Source organism: Prochlorococcus sp. G5PB11 (assembly GCF_059772425.1).
Map to the genome: position 1 here is coordinate 703,015 of NZ_CM186287.1, position 18,723 is coordinate 721,737.

19 protein-coding genes are annotated in these 18,723 nt (G+C 34.8%); 11 read left to right on the forward strand and 8 right to left on the reverse strand.

Features of this window, described 5'->3' with window-relative positions:
- Positions 1-8: 8 nt before the first annotated feature.
- The 3 genes from AC6EI0_RS04425 to AC6EI0_RS04435 form a co-directional block, all read right to left on the reverse strand.
- Complete coding sequence (locus AC6EI0_RS04425; protein WP_269610935.1) at positions 9-1,064, reverse strand: chlorophyll a/b binding light-harvesting protein; 1,056 nt, start codon at positions 1,062-1,064, stop codon at positions 9-11.
- Positions 1,065-1,242: 178 nt separating this feature from the next.
- Complete coding sequence (locus tag AC6EI0_RS04430) at positions 1,243-2,355, reverse strand: chlorophyll a/b binding light-harvesting protein (RefSeq protein ID WP_498523235.1); 1,113 nt, start codon at positions 2,353-2,355, stop codon at positions 1,243-1,245.
- A 261-nt stretch (positions 2,356-2,616) separates the two neighbouring features.
- Positions 2,617-3,666, reverse strand: a complete 1,050-nt coding sequence (locus tag AC6EI0_RS04435; protein WP_498523236.1) for a chlorophyll a/b binding light-harvesting protein — start codon at positions 3,664-3,666, stop codon at positions 2,617-2,619.
- A 488-nt stretch (positions 3,667-4,154) separates the two neighbouring features.
- On the opposite strand from AC6EI0_RS04435, the gene AC6EI0_RS04440 reads away from it, so the two are divergent.
- Positions 4,155-4,361 (forward strand): hypothetical protein, encoded by a 207-nt coding sequence (locus AC6EI0_RS04440; RefSeq protein WP_498523237.1) that lies wholly within the window; start codon positions 4,155-4,157, stop codon positions 4,359-4,361.
- 88 nt (positions 4,362-4,449) lie between these two features.
- Here AC6EI0_RS04440 and AC6EI0_RS04445 read toward each other — a convergent pair whose 3' ends face one another.
- Together AC6EI0_RS04445 and AC6EI0_RS04450 are read right to left on the reverse strand one after the other, a co-directional pair.
- Entirely contained in the window at positions 4,450-5,538 is a 1,089-nt protein-coding gene (locus AC6EI0_RS04445; RefSeq protein WP_498523238.1) for a chlorophyll a/b binding light-harvesting protein, read from the reverse strand.
- A 258-nt stretch (positions 5,539-5,796) separates the two neighbouring features.
- Positions 5,797-6,861: a chlorophyll a/b binding light-harvesting protein gene (locus AC6EI0_RS04450; RefSeq protein WP_498507810.1), complete on the reverse strand. Its 1,065-nt coding sequence runs from the start codon at positions 6,859-6,861 to the stop codon at positions 5,797-5,799.
- A gap of 484 nt (positions 6,862-7,345) precedes the next feature.
- On the opposite strand from AC6EI0_RS04450, the gene AC6EI0_RS04455 reads away from it, so the two are divergent.
- The 6 genes from AC6EI0_RS04455 to AC6EI0_RS04480 all read left to right on the forward strand — a co-directional run bounded on the left by AC6EI0_RS04455 (position 7,346) and on the right by AC6EI0_RS04480 (position 11,911).
- Positions 7,346-7,576 carry a TIGR03643 family protein gene (locus tag AC6EI0_RS04455; protein WP_498523497.1) on the forward strand — a complete coding sequence of 77 codons (231 nt, stop codon included), beginning with the start codon at positions 7,346-7,348 and terminating at the stop codon, positions 7,574-7,576.
- Positions 7,573-7,743, forward strand: a complete 171-nt coding sequence (locus AC6EI0_RS04460) for a DUF2256 domain-containing protein (RefSeq protein ID WP_498523239.1) — start codon at positions 7,573-7,575, stop codon at positions 7,741-7,743. Before AC6EI0_RS04455 ends, AC6EI0_RS04460 begins: the two co-directional genes overlap by 4 nt.
- Before the next feature lie 24 nt (positions 7,744-7,767).
- Positions 7,768-9,258, forward strand: coding sequence for a cryptochrome/photolyase family protein (locus AC6EI0_RS04465; RefSeq protein ID WP_498523240.1), 1,491 nt, complete (start codon positions 7,768-7,770; stop codon positions 9,256-9,258).
- Between the two features lie 84 nt (positions 9,259-9,342).
- A complete protein-coding gene (locus AC6EI0_RS04470; RefSeq protein WP_498523499.1) occupies positions 9,343-9,789 on the forward strand; it encodes a peroxiredoxin in 447 nt (148 codons plus the stop codon).
- Positions 9,790-9,804: 15 nt separating this feature from the next.
- A complete protein-coding gene (locus AC6EI0_RS04475; RefSeq protein ID WP_498523241.1) occupies positions 9,805-10,917 on the forward strand; it encodes an FAD-binding domain-containing protein in 1,113 nt (370 codons plus the stop codon).
- Positions 10,918-11,005: 88 nt separating this feature from the next.
- Positions 11,006-11,911, forward strand: a complete 906-nt coding sequence (locus AC6EI0_RS04480; RefSeq protein WP_498523242.1) for an oxidoreductase — start codon at positions 11,006-11,008, stop codon at positions 11,909-11,911.
- 6 nt (positions 11,912-11,917) lie between these two features.
- Here AC6EI0_RS04480 and AC6EI0_RS04485 read toward each other — a convergent pair whose 3' ends face one another.
- A complete protein-coding gene (locus AC6EI0_RS04485) occupies positions 11,918-12,511 on the reverse strand; it encodes a hypothetical protein (protein ID WP_498523243.1) in 594 nt (197 codons plus the stop codon).
- A 659-nt stretch (positions 12,512-13,170) separates the two neighbouring features.
- Between AC6EI0_RS04485 and AC6EI0_RS04490 the strand changes: the two genes are divergently transcribed.
- Positions 13,171-13,308, forward strand: a complete 138-nt coding sequence (locus tag AC6EI0_RS04490; protein ID WP_498492520.1) for a hypothetical protein — start codon at positions 13,171-13,173, stop codon at positions 13,306-13,308.
- 187 nt (positions 13,309-13,495) lie between these two features.
- Here the strand turns inward: AC6EI0_RS04490 and AC6EI0_RS04495 are convergent, their stop codons facing one another.
- Positions 13,496-13,762 (reverse strand): hypothetical protein, encoded by a 267-nt coding sequence (locus AC6EI0_RS04495; RefSeq protein WP_498523244.1) that lies wholly within the window; start codon positions 13,760-13,762, stop codon positions 13,496-13,498.
- Positions 13,763-14,406: 644 nt separating this feature from the next.
- Between AC6EI0_RS04495 and AC6EI0_RS04500 the strand changes: the two genes are divergently transcribed.
- Positions 14,407-15,900, forward strand: a complete 1,494-nt coding sequence (locus tag AC6EI0_RS04500; RefSeq protein ID WP_498523245.1) for a M48 family metalloprotease — start codon at positions 14,407-14,409, stop codon at positions 15,898-15,900.
- 22 nt (positions 15,901-15,922) lie between these two features.
- Complete coding sequence (locus AC6EI0_RS04505; RefSeq protein ID WP_498523246.1) at positions 15,923-16,318, forward strand: hypothetical protein; 396 nt, start codon at positions 15,923-15,925, stop codon at positions 16,316-16,318.
- Positions 16,319-16,373: 55 nt separating this feature from the next.
- On the opposite strand, the gene ychF is transcribed toward AC6EI0_RS04505, so the two are convergent.
- Positions 16,374-17,465 (reverse strand): redox-regulated ATPase YchF, encoded by a 1,092-nt coding sequence (ychF, locus tag AC6EI0_RS04510; protein WP_498523247.1) that lies wholly within the window; start codon positions 17,463-17,465, stop codon positions 16,374-16,376.
- 164 nt (positions 17,466-17,629) lie between these two features.
- Between ychF and AC6EI0_RS04515 the strand changes: the two genes are divergently transcribed.
- The gene (locus AC6EI0_RS04515) at positions 17,630-18,703 is read left to right on the forward strand and encodes an efflux RND transporter periplasmic adaptor subunit (RefSeq protein WP_498523248.1); all 1,074 of its coding nucleotides are present in this window, start codon (positions 17,630-17,632) and stop codon (positions 18,701-18,703) included.
- Positions 18,704-18,723 lie beyond the last annotated feature (20 nt).

Here is an 18,723-nt window from a genome sequence, read left to right on the forward strand (position 1 = left end):
TGAATCTACTAGCTCTCAGTTGTTGCTAAAGAAGCTACTGATCCCACAACACGACGGAAATCAAAGCCCATAGCTCTAAGAGCATGCCAGATATGACCTTGGATAAAGAAAAATCCAAAGTAATAGTGAACATTTGACAAAGCTGCTCTAGTTGTATGGCCTAAAAACGCTGTGCTATCTGATACATCTCCTGTATCTACCCAATAAGGAGAAATTCCAAATTTCAAAGCTAAAGGCTCTCCATACCAGTCAATTGGATAAACAGTTGTATTTTGTGCACACCAGAATGCAGCAACAATTGCCATCCAACCAATACCTGCAAGAGACCATGAAAGAACTGCTTCGGCTGAGAGCAATCCTTTACCTTTGAATTCAGTGTATTCACCTAGCTGTTTTGTAGCTATGTGCCATGCACCTCCGCTTATTTGAACAAATGCCAAGAATGCATGTCCACTCATTACTTCTTCAAGGCTGTCAATAGTTAGGAAGTCGAACTGATGTCCGTAAACCATTCCAAAATCTCCATATCCAGGGAAGATTGTTCTGATTTCGCCTATAGCTGGATCGTAGATTCCATGCCATCTTGCCCACTCAACGAACCAAATATTTGCAACACCAAAGAAAATCAAATGGTGGCCAAGAATAAATGTCAAATTATCTGGGTTGTCCCATTCTAATTTGAATTTCTTAGTGGTAGGTATAGGACCATCTTTCAAGTCCGGATCAAATAAGAGTGAATGAGCTAATCCAGCTGTTCCATACACAGCTGAAAAAATCAAATGGAAAATAGCAATTGTTGCTACACCAGCTCCTGTCCATACCCCAGCTTCATCAAAGCCAATCCCAAGAGAAGCTAAATGAGCAAGAAATATGGAACTTTGATGTCCCATTGGTATTTCTGGGTTGTAGCGAGCAAGCTCCCAAAGAGTGCTTCCACCTGCTGCAAAGCAAATAAGACCTGTATGGCCTATATGTGACCCTATGAATCGACCTGCGCGATTGGTCACCACAGAATTACCAACCCACCACCCGTAGGTGACGTCTGGATTTCCGTAGGTCTGCATAATTAAGGAATTAAAGTCGAAATTTTGGCTACCTTACACTTATTGGAATTGTTTTTACCAGAATAGTTAGAGGTCTTTATAGGTATCTGTCTTTTTTTACAAAAAAAACACTTTTTACTGAAAAAAAACAAAAAAAATACCCCCCAAAGGGAGGTATTTTTTATATTTGAAAATGAATTTATCTTGGTGCTCTTCCGTTAAAACCTGCACCATCAACTCTAACAGTTGCTCCTTGAGTGTTACCTATTGCCTCGGAAACTTTTTTGAAGTCGAATCCTAAAGCACGCAAAGCATGCCAAAAATGTCCTTGTAAGAAGAAAAATCCAAAGTAATAATGAACATTAACTAGAGCTGCTCTTGTTGTATGGCCATAGAAAGCAGTTATATCAGTGCTATCAGCTGTATCTATCCAATATGGTGCAACTGAGAACTGTAATTGCAAAGGCTCTCCAAACCACTCAACGGGATAAACCGTTGTATTAGTAGCAGCCCAGAATGCTGCAACAATTGCCATCCAACCAATACCTGCAAGAGACCATGAAAGTACTGCTTCTGCAGAAAGCAATTCAGCTCCTTTGTACTTACTCCATTCACCAAGTCTCTTGTCTTCCCATTGAGTTGACCCTGCAACCATATGAATAGTTGCACCAGTCAATTCTGCAAAAGCGAGGAAAGCATGACCACCCATTACATCTTCAAGACTATCAATTTCAATGAAATCAAATTGTCGATTCCATATCATCGTTAAGTCAAGATTGTAATTAACCTGTCTTACTGAACCAATAGCTGGATCATAGATTCCATGGATTCTTGCCCATTCAACAAAGGCTATGCAAGCCATTCCAAAGAAGAATAAATGATGGCCCAAGATAAACGTCTGATTATCTGGATTATTCCATTCCAATTTAAACTTTCTAGCTCTTGGCACTTCGCTATCTGCAACATCAGCTTCAAAATAAACTGCATGCAATAAAGCACCTCCTCCGTAAACCATTGACAAAACCAAGTGAACAATGGCAATGGCTGCTACACCAACACCAGTCCAAGCACCAGCTTCATCAAAACCTACGCCAAAGGCGGCAAGATGCCCCAAAAACAAGGAGCTTTGATGCCCCATAGGGATCTCTGGATTGTAGCGAGCAAGTTCCCAAAGGGTACTTCCTCCAGCCGCAAATGCGATCAAGCCTGTATGCCCAATATGGGAGGCAATGAATCGACCGGAACGACTGGTGACCACAGAATTACCAGCCCACCACTCGTAAGTAACGTCTGGATTTCCATAGCTCTGCATAATTTCTAAGCGAATCAGGGAAATATGGTTGCAGATTACACTCTGTTGAATTGATATGTGCAGAATAGTTAAAGGTCGTTATGTTTGAAATTCTTTTTTCGAGATATATAAATGAGAATTCAAGTCTTAATTAAATTAATTAAAGCAATGTATAGATAGTTATTCATTTAAAGAATCAATAAAAATAATGAATTTAGAAGAGCAAAAAACAAAAAAAAGAGAGGATTAAATCCTCTCTTTATAAAATCACATTTTTAATTTTTATTCATAGAGCTGAGCAGGAAGAGGCTCTTTAAGAATTCTCTTAAAGTCAAATCCCATAGCTCTCAAAGCATGCCATAAATGCCCTTGCAGGAAGAAGAACCCAAAGTAATAATGAACATTTGCCAGAGCTGCTCTAGTGGTATGACCAAAGAAAGCTGGACCTCCTGATAGATCAACACTATCGACCCAATAAGGAGCAATACCAAACTTCAAGTTCAATGCTTCACCGTACCAAGCTTCTGGGTAAACAGTTGTGTTCTGAGCACACCAGAAAGCTGCAACAACAGCCATCCAACCAAGTCCTGCGCATGAGAAAGAAAGAATTGCTTCAGCAGAAAGTAGACCAGCTCCTTTAAACTTAGTGTATTCACCGACTTGCTTAGTGGCGATATGGAAAGCGCCTCCAGTTATTTCTAAGAAAGCCAAGAAAGCATGGCCTCCCAAAACATCTTCAAGACTATCGATAGCCAAGAAATCGAACTGATGATTCCAAATATTAGTGATATTTAGGTTGTATTCGACTTGTCGAACAGCTCCTATTGCAGGATCATAAATTCCGTGAATTCTGGCCCATTCAACGAACCAAATACATGCAACACCGAAGAAAAGCAAATGGTGTCCAAGTATAAAAGTCTGATTATCAGGGTTATCCCACTCTAGTTTGAACTTTCTAGCTTGAGGGACCTCTGAATCTTGCATATCACCAACGAATAACACTGAGTGCAATAATCCACCGGCTCCATAAACCATGGAAAGAACCAAATGAACTATGGCAATAGAGGCCACTCCTGCACCTGTCCAAGCACCAGCCTCATCAAAGCCGATACCAATAGAAGCTAAATGAGCAAGAAAGATAGAACTCTGATGACCCATGGGGATCTCAGGATTGTATCTTGCTAGTTCCCAAAGGGTGCTTCCACCTGCTGCAAAGGCAATTAGCCCAGTATGAGCAATGTGAGCAGCAATGAATTTACCTGATTTGTTTGTAACCCCAGCATTTCCAGCCCACCAACCATAGGTGACATCAGGGTTTCCGTAGGTCTGCATAATTTAAGATTTTTGACGTAATACGGTTAACACACCTTACAGGCCTCTGAATTCAAAAACTACTAATAGTTATAAGGCGTATAAAGAAGTAGTAAAGTTTTTTTTCTTCAAATTGGCTTAAACCCCTACTAAACTAGGTTTTCATGGAAATACTAAAAAAAAAATTTAAATATCAAAAATGAAATCTGCTTTACAACTTGAATTACAAGACCTTCATGGACTGCCTTATATAGCAACAATAATTTGGTTTATTTTACTTGCTATTTGTCTTTTAGCAGTGTTTTTTTATCTGTTTCAGAAAAATTACAGGTCCAAAGAAAAAATTCATGATGATCTCCCTCCTGATAAGAAAACACGACCCAAAGGATTTTAAATGACTAAGAAAATTTTGTTTATCTCTCTTAGTTCTCAAATTAATGTAATATTCTCAAACACGGGTTTGGCATAGTGGCCACCTGGGTTATCAATAAAAACAATTTTTTTACTCAATGATTGATTTTTCTCACCTTCTTGATTTCGCCACTCAGCTTCCACACCCATCAGATATTGGTTTAATCAAACCATCAGGTGGTTTTAATGTGGTAGCTGCTCTATGTGGATTAGGAGCAGTTTTTGGAGCCTCTCAATTCTTTTATTATTCTGATGACTCCAAAAGAATCGACCCTTGGGCAAAGCCTGAAAACTATAAAAACTAGAGAAAATTAAAAACTTTTTTTCACAATAAAAAGAGCCTCGTCTTACGACGAGGCTCTTTTTTAATTGGAATCTCTTAAAAACCAATAATTAATCAGAAAGGGTAATCCTAGCGTTATCAAGATTACTAATTGAATCAGTAACCTTCTTGAAATCAAAGCCTAAAGCACGTATTGCATGCCAAAGGTGACCTTGAATAAAGAAAAAGCCTAGGTAGTAATGAACATTTGTAAGCCAAGCTCTTGAAGTATGGCCACTAACAACTCCAGTCATATCAGCAGTATCAATCCAATAAGGAGATATACCAAATTTAAGAGCTAATGTTTCTCCATACCAAGCCTCTGGATAAACAGTTGTATTTGTTGCGCACCAGAAAGCTGCAATAATTGCCATCCAACCAATACCAGCAAGAGACCATGAAAGTACCGCTTCAGCAGAAAGAATGTTCTTTCCTTTGAACTCTGTGTATTCACCTACTTGCTTCGTAGCGATATGGAAAGCTCCACCTGTGATCTCAACAAATGCTAAGAATGCATGACCACCCATAACATCTTCAAGACTATCGATTGCCAAGAAATCAAACTGATGGTTCCAAATGTTAGTTAAGTTTAAGTTGTACTCAACTTGTCTAACAGCTCCAATAGCAGGATCATAAATCCCATGAATTCGAGCCCACTCTACAAACCATATACAAGCAACACCAAAGAAAATCAAATGATGTCCAAGGATAAAGGTCTGATTATCTGGGTTATCCCATTCAAGCTTGTATCTAGAAGCCTGACGATGCTCAGGACGATCATCTGCCCACAAACCTGAACTATTTTGAGTGTCTTCACTAAAAAGAAGAGAATGCAAAAGCCCAGCCCCTGCATAAACCATTGAGCAAATCAAATGGAATACACCTATAAAGGCAATTGAGGTGCCGTCAAATACTGTTCCAGTTGGATCAAATCCAATACCAATAGAAGCAAGATGTGGGATACTCACCATTCCTTGGTGTCCCATTGGAATATCGGGGTTGTATCTAGCGAGCTCCCAAAGGGTGTTAGCACCAGCTGCGAAACAAATCAATCCTGTATGAGCAACATGCGAGCCAATAAATCGGCTTGACTTATTTGTTACGACAGAATTACCAACCCACCACCCGTAAGTGACGTCTGGATTTCCGTAGGACTGCATAATTGAGGAAATTGAAGTCGAAATTCGACCTACCTTACATTTAGTGCAATAAATTTGCTTGAAATCGTAAAAGGTCTTTATTTAATAAACAAATTTAATAAAAAATAAGAGCTTGGATTCATGATTGATTCTCCTTACGAAACCAGTCTCAGGTCGGATTTGGGAATCCTTGCTAGATAACAGTCAATTTTTTAAACAAGAAAAAAGCCCCGCAATAAATTACGAGGCTTTTTGTGAAGTATCCAAAAATTGAATCAGTTAGCCATTGAGAGTAACTTTTGCAGTATCTAAACTAGCAACAGCATTTGTAACTCTCCTAAAATCAAAACCTAATGCACGGATTGCATGCCATAAATGACCTTGTAGAAAGAAGAACCCAAAATAATAATGGACATTAGATAATGCAGCTCGTGTGGTATGACCTGCAAACGCAGTGCTATCACTTACATCAACCGTATCAATCCAATAGGGAGAAATACCAAATTTCAAAGCCAATGGCTCTCCATACCAAGCTTCTGGATAAACAGTTGTATTTGTTGCGCACCAGAAAGCTGCAACAACCGCCATCCAACCAATACCAGCCAAAGAGAAAGAAAGTACAGCTTCAGCAGAAAGAATGTTCTTCCCTTTGAATTCGGTGTACTCACCTACTTGCTTAGTAGCGATATGAAATGCTCCACCTGTAATCTCAACGAATGCTAAGAATGCATGACCCCCAAGGACATCTTCAAGATTATCAATGGCTAAGAAATCAAACTGATGATTCCAAATATTAGTCAAATTAAGGTTGTACTCGACTTGCCTAACAGCACCAATAGCAGGATCATATATCCCGTGAATCCTGGCCCATTCCACGAAAGCAATACAAGCAACACCAAAGAAAATGAGATGGTGACCAAGTATGAATGTCAAATTGTCAGGATTGTCCCATTCAAGCTTAAATTTCTGAGTAGTAGGTCCTGGTCCATCGGCTAAATCACCATCAAAAAGAAGAGAGTGGGACAGAGCCCCTCCTGCATAAACAAGCGAAGCAATAATGTGGACTATCGCTACTGAAGCAACATTTACACCAGTCCAAACACCAGCATCATCAAATCCAATTCCAATTGAAGCAAGATGAGCAAGAAAGATTGAACTTTGATGCCCCATGGCGATAGAGGGATCAAACCTAGCTAATTCCCAAAGAGTGCTGGCTCCAGCAGCAAAAGAAATCAAGCCAGTATGTCCAGCATGGGCTGCAATAAACTTTCCAGCACGGTTAGTAACCCTTGAATTGCCAGCCCACCACCCGTAGGTGACATCTGGGTTTCCATAGGTCTGCATATCAGTTCAGGGGGGAAAATATATTTTCCACACTACAAGTTGCCAGTCTTTTTAACTATTAAAAACGAAGATAAATAGCCATTGATTAATAATCAAACATCATTTTATACAAATCAATAAGATAATCTTAACAATGAAAGAAAAGTACTTGTTATTACAGAGCAAGAAAAATATTAAAAGAAATGTTCTACGTTAACAGTTAGATAAACTTTTCTTAACTGTTAATTTTTTCTTATATTTAACAGGAAGAGTGCAAGCACTCTTCCTGTGCTGATAGAGAAAGAACTTCGACTTCAATTCCCTACAACATAGAAGTCATAACAAAAAACATCTAAGAGCGTGGGTAACTTACAAATCATTTTTTACATCCAAAACAAAATGAAAAGACAGCACTTTTAAAAAGCCAGAACAAATAACCCCTTACAGGGATAAGCGAATTTTATTAGTATGTTATGAATTATCTTAAAGCGCCATAGACAAACATATCGATCAAATTGATCTTGAACGAATTATTGAAATGGCTTGGGAAGATAGAACACCTTTCGAGGCGATCAATTTTCAATTTAATTTAAAAGAAAAGGATGTAATTCAACTAATGAGATCCAATTTAAAAAGATCTTCATTCAACAACTGGAGGAAGAGAGTCTCAGGAAGGAAATTAAAACACGGATTCCCTGAGTTCAAGACAAAATTCAAATCGCCTAATCAAAAGTGAAAATAAAATTGACGAAAAATTGTCCAAAGTGTAAAAAGGATTTCGAATGGAGAAAAAAATGGTCCAAAGACTGGGAGAACGTTGTCTATTGTTCTGAAAGATGCAGACGAAGAAAAAATCAAGTAGGGGATACTTATAAATTCACGTTTAATAAAGAATATAGTTAATGTTTTTTTATAACTATTACAAAAATGAAAAAAATATTTTTAATTTTTCCAAATCAATTATTCAAAATAGAAAATCAATTTTCTGAGATAAGAAATATTGCTCTCATAGAAGATTCTTTATTTTTTGGTTGCGATTCGGAGTGGAATCAAAAGTTTCATAAACAAAAAATTATATTTCACAAAGCCGCAATTCAAGCTTATCAAGAAAATCTTGAAGATAAAGGTTTTAGTGTATTAAAAATAGATCACAAAAGAAATATTAGAACAGAAGATATCCTTAACTATATAGTTAGAAAAGGCTTTAATCATTTCATCACGTATGAAGTATTTGATTGGTCACTAAACAAAAGAATAAAAGATTTCTGTAAAAAGAATAAAATCATAATAGAAATTAAAAAAGATAGTATGTTTTTAACTAAAGAGAGCTTGGTAGATGAATTAATAAAACAAAAAAAAATTTACGGCATGCAAACATTCTATAAAAAGCAAAGAGCAAGCCTGAAACTTTTAATTGAAAAAGATGGTTCTCCAACAGGGGGAGATTGGAGTTTTGACAAACTTAATAGGAAAAAAATTCCAAAAATAATTAACATACCAAATATACCTGCTTTAACAACAAATAAATTTATAGAGCAAGCAAAAAGTGATGTTTCTAAGAATTATGAAGACTATTTTGGTAATACTAAAAACTTTAATTACCCAGTTACGCATAAAGATGCAGAAGAATGGCTAGATGTATTTCTGGTTGAAAGATTCAATCTATTTGGAGACTATGAAGATGCAATTAGTTCAGAGCACAGAGTTCTTTGGCATAGTGTCCTCTCTCCATTGTTAAATACTGGATTACTTACTCCTAAACAAATAATTGATAAAGCCAATAATTATTTTAGATCAAATGAAATAGCACTCAATTCATACGAAGGTTTCATCAGACAAATTATTGGATGGAGAGAGTTTATGTTAATAATCTACAAGCGTAACAGTTTAGAACTCAGAAATGGAAACTTCTGGGGCTTTGAGGATAAATCAATACCATCATGTTTCTACACCGGACAAACAGGTATTAAGCCAATTGATGATTCAATAAATAACATTTTAGAAACAGGTTATGCTCACCACATTGAAAGGTTAATGATCATTGGAAATTTTATGCTTTTATGTAGATTTCATCCAAATCAGGTTTATAAATGGTTTATGGAGCTATTTGTTGATGCTTATGATTGGGTTATGGTCCCAAATGTATATGGAATGAGTCAATTTTCAAATGGGGGATTATTTACTACTAAACCATATATATCCGGATCCAATTACATAAGAAAAATGTCTAATTATAAACCAGGTAAATGGTCTGAAATCTGGGATGGTCTTTTTTGGACATTCATAAATGATTATGAAGACGTGTTTAAAAGTCAATTTAGGTTTTCAATGATTGTAAAAAATCTTGAAAGAATGGATATTAATAAAAAAAACTTTCATCGAGAGATAGCACAAAATTTCATATCAAATCTTATTTAAAATAAGGTCTTGTGCTTACTCCATTCTGAAACTCTCGGAAAACACAAAAATACCTATAATTGAATTTTACCTATTAAAGTGAATTTGAAAGTTGGTGATAAAATTCCATCATTCTCTCTGAAAGATCAATATGGCAATATAAGGTCTCCAGCGCAAATACAAAAACCGTTAGTTTTATTTTTCTATCCTAAAGACGACACTCCTGGTTGCACAATTGAAGCTTGTGGATTTCGAGACAAATACGACCTCTTCAAAATTCTCGGAGCCGAAGTTTGGGGGATAAGCAATGGCAACAGCACAAGTCATCTTATTTTTGCTAATAAAAATAATCTTCAATACCCATTACTCTGCGATATAAATAACAATCTTAGGAAAAAATTTGGTGTTCCAAAAGCACTTGGGTTTATTCATGGAAGGGTAACTTACATAATAAATTCAGAAAGAATAATTACTCACATATACGAAGACCTTTTAAATGGGCCAGCCCATATAAAAGAGGCAATTCGTGCATTGAAAGAACTTCAAGTGTAAAAAATAATATTTAAAATGAATATTTTTGAAGAAGCTAATAATTGTCTAGAATACTTCATTAAAAATAACCTTAATAGATACCATGAGTTAAGGAATTATGATTACGGAATTGGCAACCACTCTAAAGTATCACAAATTTCTAAATATATATCTCATAGGATTCTTTACGAATATGATATCCTTGAAAAATTAAAAACAGTTGACAAGAAAAGAAAATTTACTGATGAACTTTTATGGAGATTGTATTGGAAAGGTTACCTAGAAAATCACCACTCAATTTGGATAAAGTACAAAAATTTGAACGGGGTATCATACGACTCAAATCTTCTTAAGATCGCACAAAATGGAAATACAGGTATAGATTTTTTTGATAGCTGGGTAGAAGAACTTAGAGACAACAACTATTTGCATAATCACTCAAGAATGTGGTTTGCAAGTATATGGACATTCACATTAAAACTACCATGGGAATTAGGTTCTAGGTTTTTCATGAAACATCTTCTAGATGGTGATGCCGCATCAAATACTCTTAGTTGGAGATGGGTGGCGGGACTACATACAAATAAAAAACCCTATTTAGCATCGAAAGAAAATATAAACAAATTCACCAATAATAGGTTTAATAATATTTATATTAAACTCGCTAACAGAGTAAGTCCAATCAATGAAGGTGTGCACCTATCAAATAAACTACCAATTAGGAAAATATCCAATAATAATCATCTAGTTATGTTTGATAACGATTTAAATATTAATAACAGATCTAGCTTATTTAACTCATATTCAAAAGTTTACATATTGCAAAATGATTTGATAGAAGATAATTCACGACAAAGTAATAAAGTATGCTACTTTAAACAAACCCTACTTGAAAAAGTTAACAAACTAATCCCAAACTCAGAGATATCAAATTCAAATGATGTTGCTTTAATCCTGAAAGATTTAAAATCTATCGATATTGTCTATCCTGGGGTAGGAAATAATCTAGATTTAATAAATCATTACTCAAAAATAAATGGAATCAATATCAATTACATATATAGAGATAAAGATCTGCTCAATTGGAAATTTGCAAAATCTGGTTTTTATAAATTTAAAAAATCATTTATTAATACCAATAATTATTAAAACTTTGATTTTTAGTTAAGCAAAAACAAAAAATCTAAAACTCACATTCATAGAATTTTTAACTATGATTGTTAAAAACTTTAGATCAATGAAAGTTAAATTAAGCAAAATAACATCGCAAAAGAAAAAAATATTCTTAATAACTGGAGCCAATAGTGGACTTGGCTATGAGACATCTAAATTCCTCCTGGAGAAGGGTGCGACTATAATCATGTGTTGTAGAGACTTAATCAAAGGTGAAAAAGCTAAGCAAGAACTTTCAAAGTATAATTACACTGGTGACATTGAACTTGTTAAATTAGATTTATCTGATCTAATTAATGTAAAAAATGCATCAAATAAGATTAAAAATAAATTTAATCACATAGATGTAATTATAAATAATGCCGGTATAATGGCTCCGCCTTTTACTCTTAGCAAGCAAGGATTAGAAATACAATTCGCCGTTAATCACCTTGCTCACATGTCATTAACACTTGAATTATTACCTTTACTGAAACATGCCAGGGATGCCAGAGTTGTAACCGTCACCTCAGGGGTTCAATATTTGGGAGATATTTATTGGGATGACTTGCAAGGAAAACTTAAATATGATCGTTGGTCTTCATATGCACAAAGTAAACTTGCCAACGTAATGTTTGGTCTGGAACTTAATTTAAAACTTGAGATGAGCGACTCAAAAGTTCTTTCTTTATTGGCTCATCCTGGAATAGCTCGTACAAACTTACAGCTAAAATCTATTGAAGCGAATCAATCATGGCAAGAAAAAACTGCGTATAAATTAATGGATCCAATATTTCAAAGCGCCAAAATGGGCGCACTTCCTCAAATAGCGGCAGCGACCTTGCCTGGGGTGAGGGGAGGCCAACAGTATGGTCCAAGATTTAACTTCAGAGGTGCCCCAAAGGTATGTAGAAATGCCCCAAAAGCTCTAAATCATCTTTCAAGAAAAAGATTATGGGATGTCAGTAAAGATCTAATTAACGATACTTAACTACTATTAGATGGATGCAAGTAGTTTTTCTCCTTTTTCACATATTTCCTGCTGCGAAGGACAATTAAATTTTCCAGTCCAATCAATTAAACCTTTTCTAATTGGACAATTACATTTGTTGTCACTAGCTAAATCATTAAGTTCTTTACCTGTCCAAGGATCAGGTTGTTCATTAAGCATCACTTCCCTCAATCGTTCAGTCGGGAAATAATCTACTTGAACATAATTTACTAGATGATTGAAAAAGTCATCAAAGGCTTGATTTTTATCAACAAAGTTTCTTTTTTTAACTTCTTTATCAAATAGACCTTTCATGAACTTTGTACAGTTAGCTGCCTCTGGGTTGGTAAATGGCTTGAGTTTTTGACTTAAGTATTCACGATTACTAACTATTGATTCAATGCTCAACAACCTTTGTTCTAAAGCTTTAATCCTTTTATTGTAAAAATCTTCTGATTTTGGAAAATCATTTTCTGATAACGATTTAGTTACTAAATCAGTAATATGTTCGGTTAAGCTTTTTCCAGACATCATTGCCTGTTTCTTGATTCTGCTTAACAAGTCTTTTGAGATCTTTATATTAAACTGACTTTTGTCCATTTAATCTCAACTTTATTGGCCAATTATAGTCATTTCTTATCTGTCTACAAGCATCATTATACAAAAAATTTAAGACCTAAAAAAAAAATACTCTATTTTTAATCTATAAATACTAGATAATATAGTAATTTTAACGCTAAGCTATTAGCCCTAGGGCGGGCAAGTGCCCCTAGTAATAATAGAAACAATAGTTATTTGTCCGCGTAGTTTTTCAGTAGCTTAAGATCAAAAAATTGAGAAATAATGATTTGCTTTAATAAATATCAAAATAAAACATTAATGAAAGATATAATTCCAATCAAAACTTTATATCTAGGTGAAAACTTTTTGACATGCGTAGCTAGATGAAATCTGACTAAATTCCAATTCAGTTTCTGAAAATCTTTAGCATAGCCCACCTACTATATTTTGAAGACAACTACTTAGTATCAATTCATATCATCTACAACCGAAAATCAAAATTAGATAAAATAAAGTTTGTTCATCAGAGAAAAATCTTGGAATCCGACTAAGACCTAATAATGGAGATAATATCTAAATTAAAGTTTTTAACCATAGGAGAAATTACAAATTAGTCTATGAAATGCTTAATATTTGTTGCCCATAAGACAAAGATCAGCTAGAAAAAGTATCAACAACTACTATTATGGCTTCGACCCATGATCAACGAAAACCTTGTAGAGATCCTTCTCGCTGCAATTCTTGTTTCAAATACCTATGACAAGGGTCAGCCTGTAATCAAATGGGGAGGAATAGTAATAGCCGTAGCTGGCGTAGCCTCAGCTTTATTTGGTTAAAAATAAAAACCATTTAATTCCAGAGTCATTAACATTAATCAAAACTAGTACTCAAAGCTGCAAATAATTTGCAGCTTTTTTATGTTTGCAACAAAAAATAGGCTTAGACCAAAACGCTAAAAAGCTAGACTAGATTAAAATTAACGATTTAATCAAAAGTCAAAGAGACTCGGAAGAAGATAACGCTCTAATCAGGATGAAACTTTTTGTACAACTGATTTTCTGATAATTCAATCCCAAAACAAACAACATTATCAAAGCAACCATTGCTATGCATAATAGACATGTGATCTTTGATTTGTGTATCATCTAAGTTTAATCCAAACGATCTACAATAGTTAGACAATATATTCATTGCTTCTTCGTGATCAGTAAGAAACTTCTCACATAGCTCTGAAAGATTTTCTTCATTCAAATTATTAATCATTGTTTGAAAATCATTAAAACCGCTCATTTGATTTTCTAAGAAGTCGAAGTAATTTATAAATAGCTTTTTTCCATAATTTCTTCACAGCAAATTTTGCTCTAGCAAGTAATTAAATATTCACCATGGCGTAACTTTGGTTTAATCGCAGTGTAAATAACTATCAAAATCTCTTCTAAAAGGAAAAAAGTGCAATAAAAAGATTGGCAACAAGACGAGCCATCTTTTATAAAAACACCTAAAAAATGTAGGAAAGATTCTATCGATAAGACTAATAACCTTTGTCAATTAATGTAAAACGTCTACAATCAAAAAAATAAAAAAAATTATACTAGCAATAAAAATTGCTGAGAACCCATGCTACGACTATACGCTTATACATTGAATAAAAACTCCATAACGTCCAGTCATATAAACTGATCACAGCTGAAAAACAGGGTTAGACGTAAGTCAGAAGAGTAGAACGAAGTTAGAGCAGAGCCAGACTGAATCTGGAAACCATGCAAGCCTTGAATTAGAATCCATTGTTTAAAGAATTGATTTAACCTACGAAAATCAAAAATATGGGTTTCTAACCTTTTACCTCCTTTAAATTAATCGATGCAACAAGACTTCAAAAGGTAAACACTATCTACATGAGCTAGGTTGACTAGTAAAGTGGGCAAGAATAAAAAATGAAATTTAAAGATTATTCAATGAAATTGAAAGAATACCTTTCGAAAAAGAATATTTTAATTGGCTTAATTGCCTTATTATCAATAGGTGTACTAAACAATTTATATAAAGAGCGTATTAATCCAGAAAAATCTACAGCATATAAAAGAGCAAAGAAAAAACTTGATCCAGATTTATATCTAACTTATAGATTGACTGACAGAATACTAGAGTCAAATGAAATAAAAAGACCCATAAGAGTAGCTGTTAGGAAAGGGGCTTTTTGTGATATGAATGATCAAGCTTGTCAGGCTTTACAATTACTTCCAGACATAGATAAGTCAACTAATTTTGATATATGGGCAAGACAAGTTGTCAACACAATGGCTGGGAGTCCAAATGCATTTGCTTACAGCAATAGCGGAACACTGTTTTTAAATATTCCCCTAATGAAAGATTTTATGGGGAAGCCAACTCAATTAGCTTGTGTGATCTCTCATGAATTAGCTCACATAACACAAAATCATTCTGAGGAAGAACAAAAAGAACAGTTAAAATATGATTTAGAAGCGTCTAAACAAATATCCAGTAGGGTAAAACAATTACATGATAACCAAACTGGTGCTTATGTAATGGCAGCTATATTTGGAGGAATGGCATCTGCTTACTCTGGCGACAATAGTTCAATAAATCAAGTCTCAACTCAAATACAATTTGATAGATTAGCAGCTCAAATGGCTGCACCAGAAATTGGTAAAATAGCACTTAATTATTCGCCAGTTATAGGTAAATCTATCAATGAAACGAAGGGATTAGCACCTGAATACTTAAAGAAAGCTTTTAAAAGCATTGATAGCTACCTAAGAGATAGCAGCTTAAAGTTATTAGCATTTAGTCGAGGTCAAGAATACGAGGCTGACTTATTAGGACTTAAATATGTCGCTAGAGCGGGATTCAACCCAGAAGAATGTATAAAAGTAGCATCAGAGACTATGCCTCATGATCAAGATAAAATCATTGCTCGTTTACTTCCTGAAGGCACTAATGATCCAGGGAAAGAGGATGTCCCTATTTTCATAAATAAGGAAGAAAAAGATATCTCAAAAGATAAGTGTGACAAAATAGGTTTAAAAGGAAAAGAGAAATTTGATTGTTTAAAGAAAGATAGGAGAGCAAGATACTGTGACCCTATTTACGACGACTGTGACGAATTTAAAAGTACAAAAAAAAGAAAGACAGAAAAGGTACCTGAAGCTGTTATGGAAATGTTAAGTACTCACCCAAGTTGGGAAAGAAGAGTGAAGGCAATTAAATTAGAACTTAAAAATAAAAAGTTATTTAATAATCTAAAAAGAGAAGGAAAGATTGCAAGGGAAAATAAAAAAATGAGAGACTGGAAATATGATGAAGATAGTAATAGTGTTGTTATTTCTAGCATTCTAAAATCTCCAAAAGATGTAGGCAGAGAAAATACTGGAACCACTGGAATTGACGTAGATAAATTTCTTGATTAACTAAAAAAATTTATTCTTAATTATGTATTTCTTATTAATCACCTCTCTAGTTTTTCTTACATCAGTTCCATCAGGTATTGTTCTCGCTCATTCAACTCATCATAGCGCAATAAGTAACAAGACTATTTTTCATGCTTGGTGGGATGAAGAAGATGAAGATTGCATTATACGATTTCTGCCCAAAACCTCTTCAACAGAGGCATCTTTTCAAGTTAACGATGGGATTCCAATTTCTAAAGACCAAATCCTAGAAATTTATAAAGAGAAAAAATATCGAGGAGCATTTCGTTCAAAAGCCTATATCTATCATTTGACATACAAAGATGAAAAATCAAAAGTTTCGACCTCAAAAATTATTTTTATAGATAAAAATACAAGTATTAAATTTGAGAAAGCATTAGAAAAATTCGGCATCTAAAAAGTTAGGCAAGGCTTTTTTGAGAATACTAAGACCCCCTGCTATGACTCGACGCTTATACGTTAAATAAAAACTCCATAACGTCTCCTTCATTCACAACATATTCTTTACCTTCACTTCTTAACCAACCTTTGTTTCTAGCTTCCGCTAAAGATCCTGCTTCTAACAATTTTTCATATGAAATCGTTTGAGCTCGAATAAAACCCTTCTCAAAATCCGTGTGAATTACCCCAGCAGCCTGAGGGGCTGTCATTCCATCAGAAATAGTCCAAGCCTTTGTTTCTTTTTCACCCGTAGTAAAATAAGTGCTTAAACCAAGCAATCGATATGTAGCCTTAATAAGGCTAATTAAACCTCCTTCCTTTACACCTAATCCATTCAAGTAATCATCTCTTTCCTCCGCACCTAATTCAATTAACTCGGCTTCAACCTGCGCTGAAATCTTCACACATTCAGAACCTTCTTTCGTTGACATTGTATCAACTTCATCTGAAAAGGAATTACCATTCGCAAGTTCATCTTCTCCAAGATTCGTTGCATAAATAATTGGTTTTTCCGTTAGCAAGCCTAATGGTTTAATTAATATTTTTTCTTCATCAGTTAACGAAACACTTCTAACTGCTTTCTCATTTTCCAGGGCTTCGCTTAATTTTTCTAATACCTCATCCTCTAACTTTGCTTCCTTATTAGTACTTACTTGTTTTTTTAATCTAGTTCTACGTTTTTCGATCTGATTTAGATCAGATAATGCTAATTCTAAATTTATTATCTCAATATCTCTAGATGGGTCTACTGATCCAGAAACATGAACAACATCATCATCGCTAAAACACCTAATCACATGAACTATTGCATCAACCTCCCTTATATTTGCTAAAAATTTATTACCCAGTCCCTCCCCTTTACTTGCTCCCTTAACAAGACCAGCAATATCAACAAACTCCATCCTAGTTGGAATAATTTGCTTACTGTTACTCAGTTCGCCAAGCAAATTCAAACGTTCATCCGGTACTGAAACAGAACCAACATTGGGTTCAATCGTGCAAAAAGGGAAGTTTGCTGCTTGAGCTTTTGCATTAGCAACAAGAGCATTAAACAAAGTGGACTTTCCAACATTTGGGAGTCCTACAATTCCGGCCTTGAGCATTGAAATGGGTCTTTGAAAAGACGCCAGCTGATTAATTTGCCTAAATTAAACCCAATAGTGCCCCTTAACAGCGAAAATATAGTTATAAATCTCCAAAGGAAAGTTTTTAAGCTTTTCTTTCATCACTCAGCTTCTACAAGTCTTGAGAACTTGGTTATTACAAAATGAATTGGAAAACCTTCAAAAAGAAAAAATTTTTAGCCTTAATCGCGCTTTCAATATTAAGTGCTGGTGGAATTAGTTTTAAACTTAAACAAGGAGATGGATCGAACAAAGACATAAGCGAATTTACAATTGCAGCTGAAAGCGGGAGCTTACCTGGTTTGATAACAGCAAGTGGTGAACTAAAAGCAAATAAAAGCGTAAATGTTAGCCCAAAAAGACAGGGGATACTTTCTGAAATTTACGTGGAGGAAGGGGACCAAGTTAAGAAAGGTGATCTGATTGCAAAAATGGATTTTGGAGACTTGGAATTTAGAATTGACGAAATAAAAGCTAATTATGAGACTCAAAAAGCGAGTTACACAAGAAGGAAGATGCTTTTCAACGAAGGTGCCATAAGTGCCGAAGAGTATGAAGAATATAAAAATAGATTTTTAAGAAGCGAATCTAAATTTAAGCAAATAGAGGTTGAAGAGAATGAGACAAGCATAAGAGCACCCTTTAAAGGTGTAATAACAAGCAGATACGCAGTCCCTGGAGCATTCGTAACTCCTACGACCTCTGCTTCTTCATCAAGAGAAGGAGGATCTACAAGCTCATCAATAGTCAAACTCTCACAAGGTCTTGAAATAGTTGCGAAAGTTCCTGAGAGCGATATTGGAAGAATAAAAACCGCTCAAGAAGCGACGATTAGAGTAGATGCTTTTCCTGATAAGCGTTTTAAAGCAGTTGTTTCCAAAATCTCTCCAAGTGCAATCAAAAACAACAACGTAACATCATTTGAAGTTACGTTGTTGTTAAGCAATAGGCCTGAAGATCTACGTCTAGGAATGACATCTGACATCAATTTTCAAACCGGCGCAACAAAGATTAGTACACTTATTCCAACTGTTGCAATTGTCACGGAAGAAGGAAAAGCAGGAGTGCTTGTAGTTGGAAATAACAATCAACCAACATTTAAAAAAGTTGAGTTAGGTACAAGTAGTGGTAGTAAAACTGCAATAATATCTGGATTAGAACCAGGAGAGAAAGTTTTTATTAATCTTCCTCCTTGGGCCAAAAAAAGAGAAAATTAATAAATTTATTAATTAATCTC

Bases quoted from the DNA above. Each gene is read 5' to 3' on its own strand.
- AC6EI0_RS04425 (WP_269610935.1), bottom strand. From the start codon at position 1,064: ATGCAGACCTACGGAAATCCAGACGTCACCTACGGGTGGTGGGTTGGT.
- AC6EI0_RS04430 (WP_498523235.1), bottom strand. From the start codon at position 2,355: ATGCAGAGCTATGGAAATCCAGACGTTACTTACGAGTGGTGGGCTGGT.
- AC6EI0_RS04435 (WP_498523236.1), bottom strand. From the start codon at position 3,666: ATGCAGACCTACGGAAACCCTGATGTCACCTATGGTTGGTGGGCTGGA.
- AC6EI0_RS04440 (WP_498523237.1), top strand. From the start codon at position 4,155: ATGATTGATTTTTCTCACCTTCTTGATTTCGCCACTCAGCTTCCACAC.
- AC6EI0_RS04445 (WP_498523238.1), bottom strand. From the start codon at position 5,538: ATGCAGTCCTACGGAAATCCAGACGTCACTTACGGGTGGTGGGTTGGT.
- AC6EI0_RS04450 (WP_498507810.1), bottom strand. From the start codon at position 6,861: ATGCAGACCTATGGAAACCCAGATGTCACCTACGGGTGGTGGGCTGGC.
- AC6EI0_RS04465 (WP_498523240.1), top strand. From the start codon at position 7,768: ATGAAAAAAATATTTTTAATTTTTCCAAATCAATTATTCAAAATAGAA.
- AC6EI0_RS04475 (WP_498523241.1), top strand. From the start codon at position 9,805: ATGAATATTTTTGAAGAAGCTAATAATTGTCTAGAATACTTCATTAAA.
- AC6EI0_RS04480 (WP_498523242.1), top strand. From the start codon at position 11,006: ATGAAAGTTAAATTAAGCAAAATAACATCGCAAAAGAAAAAAATATTC.
- AC6EI0_RS04485 (WP_498523243.1), bottom strand. From the start codon at position 12,511: ATGGACAAAAGTCAGTTTAATATAAAGATCTCAAAAGACTTGTTAAGC.
- AC6EI0_RS04490 (WP_498492520.1), top strand. From the start codon at position 13,171: ATGATCAACGAAAACCTTGTAGAGATCCTTCTCGCTGCAATTCTTGTT.
- AC6EI0_RS04495 (WP_498523244.1), bottom strand. From the start codon at position 13,762: ATGAGCGGTTTTAATGATTTTCAAACAATGATTAATAATTTGAATGAA.
- AC6EI0_RS04500 (WP_498523245.1), top strand. From the start codon at position 14,407: ATGAAATTTAAAGATTATTCAATGAAATTGAAAGAATACCTTTCGAAA.
- AC6EI0_RS04505 (WP_498523246.1), top strand. From the start codon at position 15,923: ATGTATTTCTTATTAATCACCTCTCTAGTTTTTCTTACATCAGTTCCA.
- ychF (WP_498523247.1), bottom strand. From the start codon at position 17,465: ATGCTCAAGGCCGGAATTGTAGGACTCCCAAATGTTGGAAAGTCCACT.
- AC6EI0_RS04515 (WP_498523248.1), top strand. From the start codon at position 17,630: ATGAATTGGAAAACCTTCAAAAAGAAAAAATTTTTAGCCTTAATCGCG.